General features: G+C 71.7%; 18 protein-coding genes and 1 pseudogene. 3 read left to right on the forward strand and 16 right to left on the reverse strand.

Features of this window, described 5'->3' with window-relative positions:
* Positions 1–182: 182 nt before the first annotated feature.
* The 9 genes from ACFWBD_RS18425 to ACFWBD_RS18465 all read right to left on the reverse strand — a co-directional run bounded on the left by ACFWBD_RS18425 (position 183) and on the right by ACFWBD_RS18465 (position 9,476).
* Positions 183–1,754 (reverse strand): DUF1996 domain-containing protein, encoded by a 1,572-nt coding sequence (locus ACFWBD_RS18425; protein ID WP_385667640.1) that lies wholly within the window; start codon positions 1,752–1,754, stop codon positions 183–185.
* Positions 1,755–1,931: 177 nt separating this feature from the next.
* Positions 1,932–2,588 (reverse strand): LuxR C-terminal-related transcriptional regulator, encoded by a 657-nt coding sequence (locus tag ACFWBD_RS18430; RefSeq protein ID WP_385667642.1) that lies wholly within the window; start codon positions 2,586–2,588, stop codon positions 1,932–1,934.
* Positions 2,573–3,853, reverse strand: a complete 1,281-nt coding sequence (locus ACFWBD_RS18435) for a sensor histidine kinase (protein ID WP_385667644.1) — start codon at positions 3,851–3,853, stop codon at positions 2,573–2,575. Before ACFWBD_RS18435 ends, ACFWBD_RS18430 begins: the two co-directional genes overlap by 16 nt.
* Before the next feature lie 89 nt (positions 3,854–3,942).
* A complete protein-coding gene (locus ACFWBD_RS18440) occupies positions 3,943–4,944 on the reverse strand; it encodes an NAD-dependent epimerase/dehydratase family protein (RefSeq protein WP_385667645.1) in 1,002 nt (333 codons plus the stop codon).
* Between the two features lie 66 nt (positions 4,945–5,010).
* On the reverse strand, positions 5,011–5,604 hold the full coding sequence (locus tag ACFWBD_RS18445; RefSeq protein WP_385667647.1) for a winged helix-turn-helix domain-containing protein: 594 nt from the start codon (positions 5,602–5,604) through the stop codon (positions 5,011–5,013).
* Positions 5,605–6,040: 436 nt separating this feature from the next.
* Positions 6,041–7,072: a glutamine synthetase gene (gene glnII / locus ACFWBD_RS18450; protein ID WP_385667649.1), complete on the reverse strand. Its 1,032-nt coding sequence runs from the start codon at positions 7,070–7,072 to the stop codon at positions 6,041–6,043.
* A gap of 339 nt (positions 7,073–7,411) precedes the next feature.
* Positions 7,412–8,119: a hypothetical protein gene (locus ACFWBD_RS18455; protein ID WP_385667651.1), complete on the reverse strand. Its 708-nt coding sequence runs from the start codon at positions 8,117–8,119 to the stop codon at positions 7,412–7,414.
* Positions 8,120–8,246: 127 nt separating this feature from the next.
* The gene (locus tag ACFWBD_RS18460) at positions 8,247–9,038 is read right to left on the reverse strand and encodes a hypothetical protein (protein WP_385667652.1); all 792 of its coding nucleotides are present in this window, start codon (positions 9,036–9,038) and stop codon (positions 8,247–8,249) included.
* Between the two features lie 78 nt (positions 9,039–9,116).
* Positions 9,117–9,476 (reverse strand): arsenate reductase family protein, encoded by a 360-nt coding sequence (locus tag ACFWBD_RS18465; RefSeq protein ID WP_385667654.1) that lies wholly within the window; start codon positions 9,474–9,476, stop codon positions 9,117–9,119.
* Between the two features lie 141 nt (positions 9,477–9,617).
* On the opposite strand from ACFWBD_RS18465, the gene ACFWBD_RS18470 reads away from it, so the two are divergent.
* Positions 9,618–9,932, forward strand: a complete 315-nt coding sequence (locus ACFWBD_RS18470; RefSeq protein ID WP_385667656.1) for a hypothetical protein — start codon at positions 9,618–9,620, stop codon at positions 9,930–9,932.
* Between the two features lie 126 nt (positions 9,933–10,058).
* Here the strand turns inward: ACFWBD_RS18470 and ACFWBD_RS18475 are convergent, their stop codons facing one another.
* Positions 10,059–11,273, reverse strand: a complete 1,215-nt coding sequence (locus ACFWBD_RS18475; RefSeq protein ID WP_385667658.1) for a winged helix DNA-binding domain-containing protein — start codon at positions 11,271–11,273, stop codon at positions 10,059–10,061.
* A 236-nt stretch (positions 11,274–11,509) separates the two neighbouring features.
* On the opposite strand from ACFWBD_RS18475, the gene ACFWBD_RS18480 reads away from it, so the two are divergent.
* On the forward strand, positions 11,510–12,850 hold the full coding sequence (locus tag ACFWBD_RS18480; protein WP_385667659.1) for a DUF2252 domain-containing protein: 1,341 nt from the start codon (positions 11,510–11,512) through the stop codon (positions 12,848–12,850).
* Between the two features lie 25 nt (positions 12,851–12,875).
* Here ACFWBD_RS18480 and ACFWBD_RS18485 read toward each other — a convergent pair.
* The 4 genes and pseudogenes from ACFWBD_RS18485 to ACFWBD_RS18500 form a co-directional block, all read right to left on the reverse strand.
* Positions 12,876–13,625 (reverse strand): annotated as a pseudogene (locus ACFWBD_RS18485) (alpha/beta hydrolase); the annotation flags it as partial.
* 30 nt (positions 13,626–13,655) lie between these two features.
* Positions 13,656–13,886: a DUF1269 domain-containing protein gene (locus ACFWBD_RS18490; protein WP_385667708.1), complete on the reverse strand. Its 231-nt coding sequence runs from the start codon at positions 13,884–13,886 to the stop codon at positions 13,656–13,658.
* Positions 13,868–14,092, reverse strand: a complete 225-nt coding sequence (locus tag ACFWBD_RS18495) for a hypothetical protein (protein ID WP_385667710.1) — start codon at positions 14,090–14,092, stop codon at positions 13,868–13,870. Before ACFWBD_RS18495 ends, ACFWBD_RS18490 begins: the two co-directional genes overlap by 19 nt.
* Positions 14,020–14,178 (reverse strand): hypothetical protein, encoded by a 159-nt coding sequence (locus ACFWBD_RS18500; RefSeq protein WP_385667661.1) that lies wholly within the window; start codon positions 14,176–14,178, stop codon positions 14,020–14,022. Before ACFWBD_RS18500 ends, ACFWBD_RS18495 begins: the two co-directional genes overlap by 73 nt.
* Before the next feature lie 167 nt (positions 14,179–14,345).
* On the opposite strand from ACFWBD_RS18500, the gene ACFWBD_RS18505 reads away from it, so the two are divergent.
* Complete coding sequence (locus tag ACFWBD_RS18505; RefSeq protein WP_385667662.1) at positions 14,346–14,630, forward strand: hypothetical protein; 285 nt, start codon at positions 14,346–14,348, stop codon at positions 14,628–14,630.
* Between the two features lie 14 nt (positions 14,631–14,644).
* Here ACFWBD_RS18505 and ACFWBD_RS18510 read toward each other — a convergent pair whose 3' ends face one another.
* Positions 14,645–15,250 (reverse strand): hypothetical protein, encoded by a 606-nt coding sequence (locus tag ACFWBD_RS18510; RefSeq protein ID WP_385667664.1) that lies wholly within the window; start codon positions 15,248–15,250, stop codon positions 14,645–14,647.
* Between the two features lie 2 nt (positions 15,251–15,252).
* A complete protein-coding gene (gene htpX, locus ACFWBD_RS18515; protein ID WP_351752847.1) occupies positions 15,253–16,173 on the reverse strand; it encodes a zinc metalloprotease HtpX in 921 nt (306 codons plus the stop codon).
* Positions 16,174–16,334 lie beyond the last annotated feature (161 nt).

Below are 16,334 nucleotides of genomic sequence, written 5' to 3' on the forward strand. Positions count from 1 at the left end.
CTTCGCACTCGGTTCTGTGCCCGCCCCCGGCGCCCCCCGCGCACGCGGCCCCCCCCCCGCCCCCGGCCCCCCCCGCGCACACCATACGGCGGGGGTTGTGTAATCCTCACCGCCGGCCTTCTCAGTCGGCTTCACCGCTCCGGATCTACCGGTCGGCTCCACCGGGTGTCCCGCTCAGCGGGTCACTTGCACTTCTTGCCGGTGTTGATGCAGTTGACCATCTTGTTCATCAGGTTCGTGGAGAAGAAGTTGATGAAGTCGTTGTGGTCGGTGATCGGCTTGTGCAGGTTCTCCGGGAAGCTGTCCACCGCGTACGGCTGCACGACCGTCCCGTTCTGGAGCTTCGGGGCCGCAACGTTGTAGACCAGACGGACCTGGAGCTGGGGGATCGCCTTGAAGCCGTTGGCGCAGGTGCCGTCCGCCTGGACGAAGGCCACGTGCGTGCGGTGGTTGGCGCTGTCGATGTTCTGACCGTCCCAGCAGCTCTGGAAGTTGGTCGTCCGCACCACCTGGCTGCCCTGCGGGCAGATCGGGTACTGGGCCTCCAGCTGCACCTTTTTCTCGAAGCCGGTGCAGCTCCAGTTCACGTTCGCGTTGCCGTTGCCGTTGACGAAGGCCTTGGCGTCACCGGTGATGATGCGCAGGGCCGTCGGCATCGCGACGACCTTGCCCTTCTTGCTGCCGACGAACTTGATCTGCGCCTGGGCCGGCTGGAGGATCTTGCCGACGTTGCCTTCCTTGCCACCGCCGTCGTTGTTCTGGTCGAAGTCCTGGCTGCCGTCCTGGACACGCAGCACCGGCCAGAAGTACGAGGACTTGTCGCCCTGGTTCTGGCAGCTGGTGCCGGCGCCGGCCAGCTCCTGGTCGCTCGCGAAGGCGTCGTTGTTCTGGTTGCCGACGTAGTCGTGCAGGTGGTGCGCGCCGTTGGTCACACCGGGGGCCACGATCACGTTGTCCGTGTTGTGGTTGTCGTTCCCGTTGGTGCCGCAGCTCGAGGTGAAGGTGCCCCTGGAACCGCTGTTGCCGTTGGCGGCGATACCGTTCGCGCCCACGCCCAGCTGCGCGTTGGCCTGGACCTTCGTGATGTCCACGAAGTCCGCGGCGACCGGGCCGTTGCCGCCCTGGCCGTTCTGCGCCTGGCCGGCGTTGCCGTTGTTCTGCTGACCGCCGTTGTTCTGGCCGGCGTTGCCGTTGTTCTGGCCACCGTTGTTCTGGTTGCCGTTGTTGTTCTGGCCGTTGTTGTTCTGCTGGCCGTTGCCCGCCTGGCCCGCGTTGGTGTTCGCCGCCTGCGTGGTGCAGGCCGCCAACTGGCTCAGCGAGCTGTTGAACTGGCCACCGGAGCGCTGGATGTTGATCCGGATCCGGTCGATCGTGGCGGCGCGCTTCTCCTTGAGGGGACCGGTGATCGCGTTCTGCACGAAGCTGGCGTCGTTCGTCTGGGCCTGACGCGTGGAGGCGAGCCGGGTGTATGCCTCGGTGATCTGCTTGTCGAGGTTGGCCAGCTCGGTCGCGACGCCCTGTTTCGCCCCGTTGGGTACATTCGTCAGCTTCTGCCCCACGTCCGGGCAGGAGATGGTGGCGACCTGAGCGGCCGCCGTGGCGGCCTTGGTCGAGTTCTGGCCCGAGTTCGACTCGTGCGCCGAAGCGTAGAAGTTCGCCCAGATCAGCCCGCCCCCGCCGAGCGCTAGGGCCGCCGATGCTGCCACGGCCTTCGTGGCCATCGACGAACGGCGTTTACGTATGTTGCGTCCCATGGAACTCCTCTGACTTCCTTGCGGGGCAGCATCGAGGCGCCCGACAGGAGTGAAGCTGAAGCTGCCCCCTCCTTTACGCACCTCGCCTCACAGGTGTTCAGCCCGCTCGGAAATTGATGAGAGCCCCGTATGACAAAACAACCCCAACACCCTCACATGGCGCACCAGTTGTCCGGGTCAGCGATCCCGGTCCAGATAGGCCAGAACCGCCAGCACCCTGCGGTTGTCGTCGCCGGCGACCTCCAAACCCAGCTTCACGAAAATGTTCGCGGTGTGCTTGGCGACGGCCCGTTCGGTGACGACCAGTTTGCCCGCGATCGCCGCGTTCGACCGGCCCTGTGCCATCAGCTCCATCACCTCCCGCTCGCGCGGGGTGAGCCGGTCCACCGGCCCCCGGCCGTCACCCGAGCGCCGGGCCAGCAGCTGCTGGATCACCTGCGGGTCCATCGCCGTACCGCCGGCCGCGACCCGCCGTACGGCGTCCACGAACTGCTCCGCGTCGAACACCCGGTCCTTCAGCAGATAGCCGATCCCGCCGGTGCCGTCGGCGAGCAGTTCGCGCGCGTACAGCTGCTCGACGTGCTGGGAGAGGACGAGCACCGGCAGTCCGGGCCTCGTGCGGCGGGCCTGGAGCGCGCACTGGAGGCCCTCGTCCGTGTGCGTGGGCGGGAGCCGGACGTCGACCACGGCGACGTCCGGCTCCAGTTCGGCGAGCGCCCGCTCCAGTTCGGGCCCGCTCTCGACGGCGGCGGCGATCTCGAAGTCGTAGGCCTCCAGGAGCCGGACGAGACCGTCCCGCAGCAGGAAGAGGTCCTCGGCTAGGACAACACGCAAGGGATCTCCATGGTCACCATGGTGGGACCGCCTGCGGGAGAGCTGACGGCCAGGACGCCGTCGAATGTACCCAGTCGCCGCTCGACGCCGGCGAGGCCCGAGCCCGCCCCGATCGCCGCGCCGCCCGCGCCGTCGTCGGTGACCGAGATCCGCAGCCGGCCCGACCCGTGACGGAGGTCGACCCAGATCCGGCCGGCGCCGGAGTGCTTGACCGCGTTGGTGAGCAGCTCGCTCACCGCGAAGTAGGCCGCCGACTCCACGGGCGCGTCCACACGGCCGCCCTCGAGCTCGACGCTCACCTCGGTGGCGACCGGCAGCCGCAGCGCCAACGCCCTTACGGCGTCGCCGAGTCCACGCTCGGCCAGCACCGGCGGGTGGATGCCGCGCACCAGGTCGCGCAGCTCGGAGAGCGCATCGGCGGACGACCGGCGGGCCTGCGCGAGCAGGGCCTTGGCCTTCTCCGGGTCCTTGTCGACGAGCATCTCGACGGTGCCGAGGTCCATGCCCATCGCCACCAGCCGGGCCTGGGCGCCGTCGTGCAGATCCCGCTCGATGCGGCGCAGTTCGGCGGCCGAGGTGTCCACGGCCGCCCGCCTGGTCTCCGTCAACACCCGTACGCGCTGCGCCAGTTCGGCCTGGCTGGGGGTGAGCATGGCCTGGGTGAGGCGGAAGTGGACCTGGAGGGCGCTCACGGCGTACCGGTGGGCGACGACGAGGAGGACCGCGCCCAGGGCCGCGGCGCCGAACGCGGACGTCTGGTCGGTGACCGGTACGAAGCCGTACCAGTACGCGACGCCGGGCGTCTCGACGTACACCCGCCACAGCCCGGCCGGCAGCGCCAGCCCCTCCACCGGATAGAGGACCAGGACGGCCGGCAGCAGCGCGGTCAGGAAGCCGGCCGGCATGTCCACCAGGAGCCACAGCAGGTCCCGCCAGGTCGCCGGGTCGCGCAGCAGCGCGAAGGTGCGCGTGACCGGGTTGACGGTCTCGGGGGCGGGCCGGTACGCCGACGGGATGCGCACCCCGCCCCACCGTTCGGCGAGCGCCCGCCTCCGCCCGGCGTAGGCGCGCACGCCCTTCACCACGTAGGGCGTGGTGAGGGTCCCGACCCCGATCGGTATCAGCGCCATGGACACGAGGGAGAGGCAGAAGCCCAGGATGCTCAGCGGCAGCGACCCGACGGCCAGCGCGAGCCCCCGCCCGGCGGCGAGCGTCATCCCCCGTGCCCTCGAACCGCCGTCGCCGCTCTTCGTGTTGGTGTTCATGGCGTCAGTCTCGCGGAGCTGTGGGCCGGCGGTCACTGGCCCGACGCCCCCGGTCAGAGGGTGGTGCCAGGTACACCTGCGGGCTCCGGTCAGCCGGAGCCCGCCGCGAGCACCTTCGCCTCCACCTCCGGGTCCAGGCCCTTGCGGGGGCGGTCGGGGCGCTGGGGCGCCGTACCGCCGATCGATCTCAGCCAGCCCCAGGTGTCGGCGACGGTCTCCTCGACGGGGCGGCAGGACAGCCCCGCCGCCACCGCCCGTGAGACGTCGGCCGCGTGCAGGGCGTCGTGCAGGTCGGTGCCCGGCGGCACCCACACGGGCAGTTCGGTCCACGGTTCGATGCCCGCGTCGAGGATGACCTCCGGCGCCGTCCACCGCAGTTCGGCGTCCGAGCCGGTGGCCCGCGCGCACGCCTCCAGCAACTCGCCCATGGTCGTGTGTCCCTGCGGGCTCATCAGGTTGTACGGCCCGCTCAGCTCCCGCTCGACCGCGCCGAGGATCCACTCGGCGAGATCGCGGACGTCCACGTACTGCAAGGGCAGATGGCGCGGGCCGGGCGCGAGGACCGGGCCGCCGGCGGCGATCCGGGTCAGCCACCAGGGCAGCCGGCCGACGTTCTCGTACGGGCCGAGGATCAGCCCGGCCCGTACGAGGACGGAGGTCTCCGCGCCGAAGGCGTCGACGACGGCCAGCTCGCCGCCGCGCTTGTCCCGGGCGTAGTCGCTCTGTCCGGCGTCGGGTTCGGCGTCCTCGACGACGGGTGCGTCCTCGGCGTACCCGGCGGGCGGGGCCCAGGCGTACACCGAGCAGCTCGACACGTACACATAGCGGCGGGCGCGGCCCCGCAGCAGCCGCGCCGCCTCGTGCACCGCGCGGGGCGCCGCCGACCAGGTGTCGACGACGGCGTCCCAGTCGCCCTCGGCCAGGGCGTCGAGGCCGCCGGGCGCGGTGCGGTCACCGGTCAGCGACCGGGTACCGGGGGCGGACGGGTGCCGCCCCCGGTTGAAGACCGTCACTTCCCAGCCGCGCCCGAGAGCCGCCTCGACGACGGCCCGTCCCGCGAACTCCGTACCGCCCAGCACCAGAAGTCTCATACCGGTGACTGTGCCCGGTCCGGACGCGGTGCGGAACCGCGCTCTGCCGTCGGCAGACGAAGCGGGTCAGTGGCCGGTCGGCGGGGTGTACTTGTAGCCGACCCGGCGCACCGTCTGGATCGACTGGCGGTGCTGTGCGCCCAGCTTGCGGCGCAGCCGGGCGATGTGGACGTCGACCGTGCGGCCGTCGCCCACGTGCCCGTAGCCCCACACCGTGGTGACCAGCTGGTCGCGGGTGTGCACCCGGTTCGGGTGCGCGACCAGGTGCGCCAGCAGCTCGAACTCCAGGTAGGTGAGGTCGAGTTCCTGTCCGTCCACGGCGGCCGTGCGCTGTACGGGGTCGATCCGTACGAGCGGACGCCCGGCGCCCTCGGCCTCGAGGGCCTCCTCGGCCGCCGGCCGGTCGGGCACCGCCACCGGCAGGAACGGCGGCTGCTGGTCGGCCGGGACGAGCACGAGGTAGCCGACCATCGGCGGCTGGCCCGGCAGGGTGGGCAGGGTGTGCGGGGGAGCGGGCAGCCAGGTCGCGCCCGGCGGCAGGAAGTCGGTGACGTCGACCACCTCGTCCCGGTCGACGGCCCGCAGTCGGTGGCGGGCGGTGCCGTTCGGGGTGGCGGCGGTGAGGCTGGGAGCGGAGGAGAGGGAACGAGTGTTCGCCATGAGAGGTCAGCTCTTTCGCGCGAGAAGTTCGTCGGGAGGACGACGGCCGCGATTCGTGGTCGGGCTCGTCGAGGACGTACGTCGTGCGCGCTGGCCGAAGGCCGGGGTGTACGGCTTTAGAGGGCCGGCGCGTTCATCGCGCGGCAACACACCCGGTCGAAGTCATGGTGCTGACGGGAAGGCCAGAAGGGCTCCAGGTCGTGGCGACCTGTCGCGGTGCACTTCTGGAATCTGGCCATGGCTCCATTGAAGCAGACACCCGCCCGTTACAGGAGCCTCCTCTCACAGCTTGGACGTTTCCTGGCGTGAAGTCGACGTCGGTCCAGGCCCCGGGCGGTCGTTCGCCATGGCGGTGCGGATACGCGGAAGGGGCGCCCGCCCAGTCGGCGGGCGCCCCTTCCGGGAATTCCGGGAAGAATCCGGGGTTCGGACCGGATCAGACCTGGCCGGCCTTCTCCAGCGCCGAGCAGCAGGTGTCGACGATCAGACGCGTCACCAGGTACGGGTCGACGTTGGCGTTCGGACGGCGGTCCTCGATGTAGCCCTTGCCGTCCTTCTCGACCTGCCACGGGATACGGACCGAGGCGCCACGGTCGGAGACACCGTAGGAGTACTCGTTCCACGGGGCGGTCTCGTGCAGACCCGTCAGACGGTCGTCGATGCCGGCGCCGTAGTGCTTCACGTGGTCGAGCGGCTTCGAGCCCTCACCGAGCGACTCGCACGCGGTGATGATCGCGTCGTAGCCCTCGCGCATCGCCTTCGTGGAGAAGTTGGTGTGCGCGCCGGCGCCGTTCCAGTCGCCCTTGACCGGCTTCGGGTCGAGGGTGGCGGCGACGCCGAAGTCCTCGGCGGTGCGGTAGAGCAGCCAGCGGGCCACCCACAGGTGGTCGGAGACCTCGAGCGGGGAGACCGGGCCGACCTGGAACTCCCACTGGCCGGGCATGACCTCGGCGTTGATGCCGGAGATCGCGAGACCGGCGGCCAGGCAGTTCTCCAGGTGCGCCTCGACGACCTCACGGCCGAAGATCTCGTCCGCGCCGACACCGCAGTAGTAGCCGCCCTGCGGGGCCGGGAAGCCGCCCTTGGGGAAGCCGAGCGGGTAACCGTCCTGGAAGAACGTGTACTCCTGCTCGATGCCGAAGATCGGCTCCTGCGACGCGAACTTGTCGGAGACCTCGGCGAGCGCGGCACGCGTGTTGGACTCGTGCGGCGTCATGTCGATGTTGAGGACCTCGCACAGGACGAGGATGTCGTCGCCGCCGCGGATCGGGTCGGGGCAGGTGAAGACCGGCTTGAGGACACGGTCCGAGGAGTGCCCCTCGGCCTGGTTCGTGGAGGACCCGTCGAAGCCCCAGATCCCCAGCGCGTCGAGACCGGCGGGCTCGCCCGCGATGATCTTCGTCTTGGAACGGAGCTTTGCCGTCGGCTGGGTGCCGTCGATCCAGATGTACTCAGCCTTGAAGGTCACGGGCCACTTCCTTCGGGGTGTGTCTGACGCACTTGCGGGTGCTGCGGCGCTGCGGCACTGGGGCGCCGCCTTGTCTGCCCGGCAGACTGTCAACAGGCGATTTCCCGGTCGTTGCTCGAATGTGAACCCCGTGTTACCTGGTGGTTCTGTGGTGCGGCTCACGGTGTGAGCGGTGCTTCGGTGTTTCGGTGGTTCGTATGCGAGGGGTCGCCGCGGATCCGGAACGCGCCGGTCCTGCCGCTCGTGGCCGCGAGCAGCAGGACCGGTGACACGTACATCCTTAAGGGATGCGCCGGAACGCGCCGCCGCCGGTTCGGCGAGGCGGCCGGCGGCGGAGCCTCACCCCACCTTCTCGATCAGGGCCCGGCGGATCAGGAACTTGCCGGGCTCCCGCACCAGTTCGAAGGCCGCGTTGTTGAGCAGGGCACAGCTGCCGGAGACCGAGGTCACCTCGACGGTCGTGGACTTGTTGTTGTCCAGGTTGGTGACCTTCAGCTTGGTCCCCGCCGGGAACTGGTTACTCGACGCGGCCGGGGCACCGCCCTCGCCGGAGAGAGTCACCGTGGAACCGTTGCAGACCTGCTGGCCGGAGGCGGCACCGCCGCCGTTTCCCGCGTTACCCGTGTTCCCGGCCGGCGCGGAGGCGGCGGGCGCGGAGGCCGCCGGAGCGGAAGCCGCAGGAGCGGAAGCGGCCTGCGAAGGCTGTGTCGCCTGGGAGTCCTGAGCCGACTCCCCAACGACGCAGCCGGACGCCTGCTGCTGGACCTTGATCTGTGCGAGGACCGCTTCACGGTTGGCGATCCGGGCCGCGGACTGCGCGTCCGGGTTCGTCTTCTGGCCCTCGATGAACTTCTCGTTGTTGCCGAAGGCCGTGGCCAGTCCCGCGCAGACGGTCGAGTCCCCGGCGGACAGTGTGTTGGCGTTCTGCTCGTCCTGTGAGGCGTTCGAGGTGGACGCCATGGCGAAGGCCCCGGCGCCCGCCACCGCCGCGGCGCTGACGAGCAGCGCGATCTTCTTCTTCGGGCCGAGACTTCTCCTGCGCGACATGCGCGCCTCCTGAGGGGTAGGGGAGCGTACGCCGCTATGTACGAGATACCGAACGAGGTTGCTCAGCGGTTACGGGAGCCAATCGAAGTGGTGTGCGTCACGCCCGCGCCGGGGCGAGGCGTCCGAGTCAGTTCCTCCCCTCCTCGTACGCCGTCACCGTGTCGTCGGCGCGCTGGAGCAACCCCTCGGTCCGGGCGGCGAGTTCGGCCTCCCCGGTCTCGGTGCCGTCACCCCACCGCCCGTTCGCGAACACCACCGACCGGACGGTCATCGCCCGCCGGAGGACCCCGGCCGAACCCGGCGGGACCGTCGGCAGACCGGCCTGCGGGGGCGGATCCAGCGAGACCACCCGATACGTCATCGGGTCCGTCGAGGCCAAGGAGAACACGCGGGAGGCGTCCTCCACCCGCTCGAAGCTCAGCACGGTGACCGTCACCTGCGAGCGCCGTTCGGTGTCCGTGAAGAGGGCCGCCGTCGACCGGGAGCACCCGTCGCCCTGTTCGATCAGCCGGGCGAGCCCGGGCGACGTGCCCCGTGCGCAGTCGACGTCGGTGACCAGGTCGACGCGGGCGTACCGGGAGCCGTCCTTCAGCCGGACGCTCGTCGAGGGGAACGCCTGTTCCGGCCGGATGACCGGGCGGGCGAGCAGGGAGCGCAGCGCGCTCGGGGCGTCGTACGGGAGGCCCGCGTCCGGCGACGGTGCGGCCGCGAGACCCGAGGCGGTCGTGGACGCCGTCGCCGGGGGAGCGGACCTGGGCCGGTCGCCGTCGTCCTCGTCCGCGATCAGCGCGGTGCCGGCGGCGACGGCGGCGACGAGGGCCACGCAGGACCCGACGGCCGCCGAGCGCCGGGTCCGCCGGCGCCGTCGTATGCGCCGCTGCCCGGGAGGGGACCCGAGTCCTTGATCACCGAAGGTCATGGCGGCGGAGGGTAGCAGTGCCCGGCGCACCGGCTCCCGCCGCCGGACGAACCGTCAGCTGTCCGGCCAGGGCGGGTCCTACCGGGACAACGCGTCCCGTACGGCCTCGTCGGTGCGGGCCACCAGCGCGGTGCCGTCGTCCGCCGTGATGATGGGGCGCTGGATGAGCCGGGGGTGCGCGGCGAGCGCGGTGATCCAGCGTCCGCGCGTGCTCGCGTCCCGCGCCCAGTCCTTCAGACCGAGCTCCTCGGCCACGGCCTCCTGGGTGCGGGCGATGTCCCAGGGTTCCAGGCCGAGCCGGTCGAGCACGGCCGCGATCTCGTCCTGGCTCGGCACGTCCTCCAGATAGCGGCGGACGGTGTAGTCGGCGCCCTCGGCGTCGAGGAGCGTGAGGGCGCTGCGACACTTGGAACAGGCGGGGTTGATCCAGATCTCCATGCGGCACACGGTAGCCGTCCTGGGCGGCGAAAGCCCCTGTGATCAGGGGCGTTTGTCAGTGGTGGGCGGTAGAATAGAAGCAGTGTTCGAGGGTTCGCCGGAGGTTCCGGACCGGGCCCTGACCGCGACAGGAGGATGCCTGTGCCCGCTGCCGCACTGAAGCCGAAGCCGTTGCCGACCCAGTCCACCGCGAAGCGTTCCGTCCAGCTCGATCTGCCCTATGTGCCCGTCGAGAAGCGGCCGTTGCCGCCCGGGCGTCCGCGCGAGTGGTATTCCACGCACAACCGTCGCCTCAAGGCGATGCGTCTCGCCATCGCCCTGCTCGACCTGGGCGTGTATATGCCGAACCAGGCCCGCAACGAGAAGATCCGCAGCACGGCGGAGCTGATCGGCGTTCATGCGCCGTCGGACACGACGTGCCACATGGTGCGGGCGCTGCTGCGGTACTCACGGTGAACCGGGCGCCGGGTGCCGTCCCTGGTGACGGCACCCGGCGTCGGCGTCCGAGGACAGGGTCGGGGCCGGGATGAGGGCGGGCGAGGGGACGAGAACAGGGGCCGGGCCAGGGGTCGTGGCAGGGAGTCAGCTCACCAGTTCCCTCTCCACCGGCGTGCGGAACCTCGGTGTCACCCGGGTCGCCCCCAGCCACGCCTCCAGCCGCGCCGCCTCCGCCCCGATCGCCGCCTTCGCCTCGCTGCCCACGCCCTCGCCCTTGCCGTCGGGCTTTCCCTCGCCTTCGCCGGCCAGGATCCGCCACACGATCTCGCCGTCGGCCCGCTGGGCCCAACTCCCCACCACCCGGCCGTTCCACCACACCGTCGGGCCCACGTTCCCGCTGTAGTCGAACAGGCCGGGGCGCAGGTCCGGGGCCAGATACCAGTCCCGGCCCTGCCAGCCCATCGCCGTCGGGTCGAGGCCGGGCAGCAGGGCCGCCCACGGTTCGCCGGGGGTGGGCACGGCCTCCACGTCGTCCTCGACGACGTACCCCGTCCCCTCGTCCAGCGTCACCGCCCGCGCCCCGATCGCCGTCAGCGCCCGGCGGACGTCCGTCACCTTCCAGCCCGTCCACCACTTCAGATCGGCCTCCGTGGCCGGGCCGCACGCCGTCAGCCAGCGCCGCAGCAGCTCCGACTGGGCCTGAGCCACCGGCAGTTCGGCGTGCGCGGGGGCGAGGGCCCAGCGGAACTGGCTCGACGTCCACGAGCCCAGGGGGCGACCCCTGACGACCTTGCCCTCCACGCCCAGCACCTTCAGCAGCCGCGTCACGACGGTGTGGACGCCCTCGTAGGGCTTGCCCGCCGCGTACACGAACCGCTCCCGCAGCCGCGGCTCCTCGCGGGCCAGCTCGGCCGCGGTCGCCTGGCCGAGCCGGGCCAGCGCGGCCAGCGCCGACTCCTCGACCTCCTTCAGCCAGGCCGCGTCCGGAGCGCCTGCCTTCGCCATGTCCTTCACCAGGCCGGCCCGCTCCCGCGCGGCGACCGCGAGGCCGGTCGAGGCGTGCACGACCGCCGTCGACTCCGTCGGGAACACGAAGACGGTGTGCCGCATGCCGTGCATCCGGACGAGGGTCCGGTCCGCGTACAGCGCCCGGTCGGTCTCCGGCACCGTCGCCGCCGGATCGGCGAGGCGGGCGCCGACCGCCAGGTACACCGTCGCCGGGTCCGAGCCGTGCAGGGCGAGGAGCGCGTCGGCCACCGCCTCGGGCGTCGCGACCCGTGCCTCGGGGGCCAGCCGGTGCCGCATGGCCAGCCGCGCCCGCCGCTCCGCCACACCGATGTACCGCAGCCCGTCACCCATTACCGGCCTCCACCCGTCGTCGCCCCGTAGCCCTGTCGCCGTCCGGCACTCGTCCCTTCCCGCCATCCTTCCCGACACCACTGACAATCGGGTCCCGCCGACCGTGTCACCCGTTCGACGTACCCGGCATGCGGACGCCCCCCTCCCGGCCTTCACTGCGAACAGGAGGCCGGGAAGTGTCGTGAACCGGGAAGTGTCGTGGACCGGGAGGCGGATGTGGTGCGAAGGCGACGCGGATGACCACCCCCACCGACCGTGCGCGGCGCGGCCGGGACGCCCGTAAGCGCGTCTCCCGTTCCGCCCATGCCCTCTGGCTCCCGTCCGTCGACCGGCCCGACCCCGTCGCCGTGCTGGAGCGGCAGGGCCGGGACCGGCTGCCCGAGCTGCTGCCCATCCGGTACGGGCGGATGGCCGCCTCGCCCTTCGCCTTCCTGCGCGGCTCGGCCGCCGTCATGGCCGCAGACCTGGCGTCCCAGCCGCACACCGGGCTGACGGTCCAGCTGTGCGGTGACGCCCACCTGCTCAACTTCGGGTTGTACGCCTCCCCGGAGCGGGGGTTGCTCTTCGACCTCAACGACTTCGACGAGACGTTCCCCGGGCCCTTCGAGTGGGACGTCAAACGGCTCGCCGCCTCCGTCGCGGTGGCCGCCCGCGAGAACGGCCACCCCGAGCCGAGGGTGCACCGCGCCGCCCTGGAGGCCGCGGCCGCCTACCGCACCGCCATACGGCGGCTGTCCCGGCTCGACGAGCTCGCCGTCTGGTACGAGCGCATCGACGCCGAACAGCTGCTGCCCCTGCTGCGCTCCGCCCGGCACCGCGGACGGGCCGAGGGCAGCCTCACCCGCGCCCGCCGCCGCACCAGCCTCCAGGCCCTCGGCAAACTCACGGAGGTCGTCGACGGACGCCGCCGCATCATCCACGACCCACCGCTGATCGAACCCGCCGGCGCCTCCGACAGCGCCGCCCTGCGCAAGATCTTCAGCGACTACCGCTCCACCCTCACCGAGGAGCGCCGCCTGCTGCTGGACCGCTACCGCTTCGTCGACGCCGCCCGCAAGGTCGTCGGCGTGGGCAGCGTCGGCACCCGCTGCTTCATCGTGCTGCTCGCCGGACGCGACACCGACGACCCGCTCTTCCTCCAGATCAAGGAGGCCCGCGCGTCCGTCCTGGAGGAGCATCTGCCGAGCGGCCCCTACGTGCATCCCGGCCACCGGGTCGTCGCCGGGCAGCGGCTGCTCCAGGCCGCGGGGGACGTCTTCCTGGGCTGGATGACCGGGCCGCAGAGCCGCGCCTTCTACTGGCGTCAGCTGCGCGACCCGAAGAGCTCCGCCGGCGTCGCCGGGATGTCCCCGGCCGACCTCGCGGCGTACGCCCGGCTGTGCGGCACCGCCCTGGCCCGCGCCCACGCCCGGTCCGGCGACCGGATCGCCATCGCCGGCTACCTCGGCGGCGCCGAGACCTTCGAACGCGCCGTCGCCGACTTCGCCGTGGCCTACGCCGACCGGACCGCCGCCGACCACGCGACCCTGGTCGCGGCGGTCGCGGCGGGCGTGGTGAGCGCGGCGCCGGGCGTCTGAGCAGCGCCGGCCGCCCGGCCGGTCAGGAACGCGTCGCCGTCCGCCCGCGCTCGCCCGGGCCGGCCAGCACGGCGGTCACGAACGCGCGCCGGTCGTCCGCGTGGTCCTGGAACCACAGGCCCAACCGGTGTCCCGCGGAAGGCAGTTCGAACCTCGTGTACCGGGCGCGGGTGGCGAGCGCGTCCTGGATCGCCTCGGTCACCTGCGGCGGGATCACCGTGTCCGTGCCCGGCACGGCGAGCACCGCCCGGCCCTCGTACGCGCGCAGCACGTCGAGTGCGGGCGCCTCCCGCCAGCTTCCGGGCCTGCGGATGATCGCGCTGAACTCCCCGTCTCCCCCGCCGAAGGGGACCTCCCACGCCCGGGCCGCGTACACCGCGGGCGCGCACAGGCCCAGGGCCGTCACCCGGTCCCGGTAGAACGCCGCCAGGTCGGCGACCGTCTGCCCGCTCATGCTGAACCCGACGAGCACCAGCGTCCCGTCCGCCGGGACGTACGCGTCGATCACGGAGACCGCCTGCTCGAAGCGCCGACGCAGGCTCAACTCCCTGAGTTCGCCGCTGCTTTCGCCGTGGCCGGAGAAGTCGAGGGCGAGGGCGTTACAGCCGTGGACGGCGAACTCGTGGGCCAGCGGCAGGAGTCGCTCCTTGCCGCCGTTGCCGGCGCCGTGCAGCAGAACGGCGGTGACCGTTGCCGGACCACCGCCGTGCACCCCGCTGAGCCGCTCCCCGTCGTACTCGTGCGTGAAAGGAGACAGTTCGCTCATGGGGCCCATTCACTCACGGGCTTCACTCACTCATGGGCTTCACTCACTCATGGGCCTCACTCGGGGGCGGGTTCCGCCCGGGCCGCCTTGATCGCCTCGCGGAGGTGGTCCTCCTCGACCTTGCTCAGCGAGGGCTGCAGCAACTGGCCGCCGAACTGGGTGAGTTGCGGGGATGACCTTGTCCTCGGCCGCGTGCTTCACCAGGACGAACAGGCCCGCGGCGCCCGGGCGCAGGTTCTGGCTGAGGTTTTTCATGAAGGTGTCGTTGATGCCCGTGTCGGTGAACGTGCCGCCGGCCGCACCGGCGCCGCACCCACCGCCGCGCCGGGCGGCGGCGCCAGGAAGGGCAGCCCGATCACCCCGCCCCACACGGCGCCGCCGGCCGCGCCCACCGCCGTGTGGGTCACCGCCTGGTGCAGCTTGATCCCGCCGTCGCCGCGCCGCTCGACGACCACCGCGTCCTCCAGCTCGACCAATGCTCCTTCGGCAGCTCGAACAGCTTCGCGCGCACCTGGTCGGCGGTGGCGAGGTCGTCGTAGGCGACGGCGAAGAGACTGCTCATCCGGGCACCCCTCATGGCAGTCAATGACCTGTTGATCCACTTCGCCCCGACTCCAGGCCCGCCGAAAAGGAGATGCACGTTGAGTGACGGACTCCGTACGCTGAAGGCACCACCCCACCCCTCTCGCCACGCTCAGTCACCATCCCTGCCCAGGAAGGAGGTACACCATGGGCACCGTCGTTCTCTCCGGGGCCGTCGTCCTGGTGGTCCTGGGATTCGGGAACCCGCTCTACTGGCTCGCCGCGGCCGGCGTGCTGTTCCTGTACGTGCGGTACGGGCTCGACTCGTCCGCGCCGTCCGCGCCCGCCGGCCCCGCGCCGAGCGCGGGAACCGCGCCGACGTCGTACAAGGCGTACCGCGACCGCCGTGACAAGCAGGCCAGGTGGGAGCGCCGCTACCGTCGCGAGCGCCCCATGGAGTCCCGCCGTCAGGAGCGCGAGCGCGGCAAGTAGGCCGCCCGATCCGCCTACAGGCCGGGGGCTCCCCACACCGGGAACCAGCGGCCCAGATCCTGTTCGATCCGCAGGTCGCCCGCGAGGGCGGCCTGCACCTGCAGCTCCAGTGCGCCGTCGCGCCGCTGCCCCGTACCGGGCAGCGGCGCGAACGGATAGAAGGACCCCCGCTTGTACAGGTACACGAGCGCCAGCCGGCGACCGCCCGCCTCCTGCGTCCCACCCCGCTGTTCCTCGAACCCGGCGAGGGAGCACAGCAGCTGCGGCCCGAAGCCGTTGACCTCCATCGCGCTGTTCACCGCGTGCAGGTCGTTGACCAGGAGCGGCAGCTGGTCGGGCGTGCGCTGCGAGACCAGCCAGGAGTACCCGTAGTCGTCCCGCACGAGCCGCACCGGGGGACCGGTGCGCTCGGTGTCCGCGTCGAGGAGCGCCTGGACCTCGCGGTGCGTCTGGTCGAAGGCCGAGCCCTCGACGGTCGCGAAGCACACGGCGCCCTGCCCGGTCGGGGTGAACCCGGCCGCCGCCTCCAGCGTCACCGCCGCCGAAGGCAGCGCGAACAGCCGGTCCAGGTCGGGCGCGACCGGCTTGGTCCGGCCGAGCAGGATGTCCAGCAACCCCATGATCAGCCCGCCTTCCCCGGAGCGGCCGCCTCGCCCAGCTCGGCGGAGATCCGCCCCAGCTGCTCGAGCCGCTGCTCCAGGCTCGGGTGGGTCGAGAACAGCCCCGCCACACCGGGCTCGGCGCCCAGGGCCGGGGTGAAGTAGAAGGCGTTGAAGGCCTGGACCGTCCGCAGGTCCTTCGTGGGGATACGGGCCAGGTCGCCGGAGACCTTCGTCAGCGCGGAGGCCAGCGCCGAGGGCCGGCCGGTCAGCTGTGCCGCCGCCCGGTCCGCCGCCAGCTCCCGGTACCGGGACAGGGCCCGGATGAGCAGGAAGCTGATCGCGTACACGGCCGCCGAGACACCCATCACGGCGGCGAACACGACCGCGGCGTTCTGGTCCCTGCGCGCACCGCCGAACACCTGTGAGTAGAACGCGAACCGCACGATCAGTCCCGCGATCACGCCCAGGAATGACGCGACCGTGATCACCGCCACGTCCTTGTGCGCCACATGCGACAGCTCGTGCGCGAGCACACCCTCCAGCTCGGCCGGCTCCAGCCGCCCCAGCAGCCCGGTCGTCACACACACCACCGCGTGGTCGGGATTCCGCCCGGTCGCGAACGCGTTCGGCATGCCCATCTGAGAGACGGCGACCACCGGCTTCGGCATGTCCGCGAGCGCGCACAGCCGGTCGATGACGGCATGCAGCTCGGGATACTCCTCGCGCTCCACGACCCGCCCACGCATCGCGAACAACGCGACCCGGTCGGAGAACCAGTACTGCGCGCCCAGCATGGCCACCGCGACGACCGCGACCAGCACCCACGACTTCAGCAACACGATCAACGCGGCGACGAACGCCACGTACAACAGCCCGAGCAGGAACAACGTGACCGTCATCCGCACGGTCAGCCGCCGGTCGCTCCGGAAACGGCTCTGCATCTGCCTCACCCCGCAGTCAGGCACTCGTCCCACTGCCAGTGTGCACCGCCCCACCCCCATGAACGGTCCCCGAACGAACCTAGGCGGAGCAAAAGCTCCCTGTGAACCACCGGCGCGACCACCGGCGCGACCACCGGCGGGAACACCGGCGCGACCACCGG

It is taken from the genome of Streptomyces sp. NPDC060002, from assembly GCF_042737245.1.
Lineage (GTDB): Bacteria > Actinomycetota > Actinomycetes > Streptomycetales > Streptomycetaceae > Streptomyces.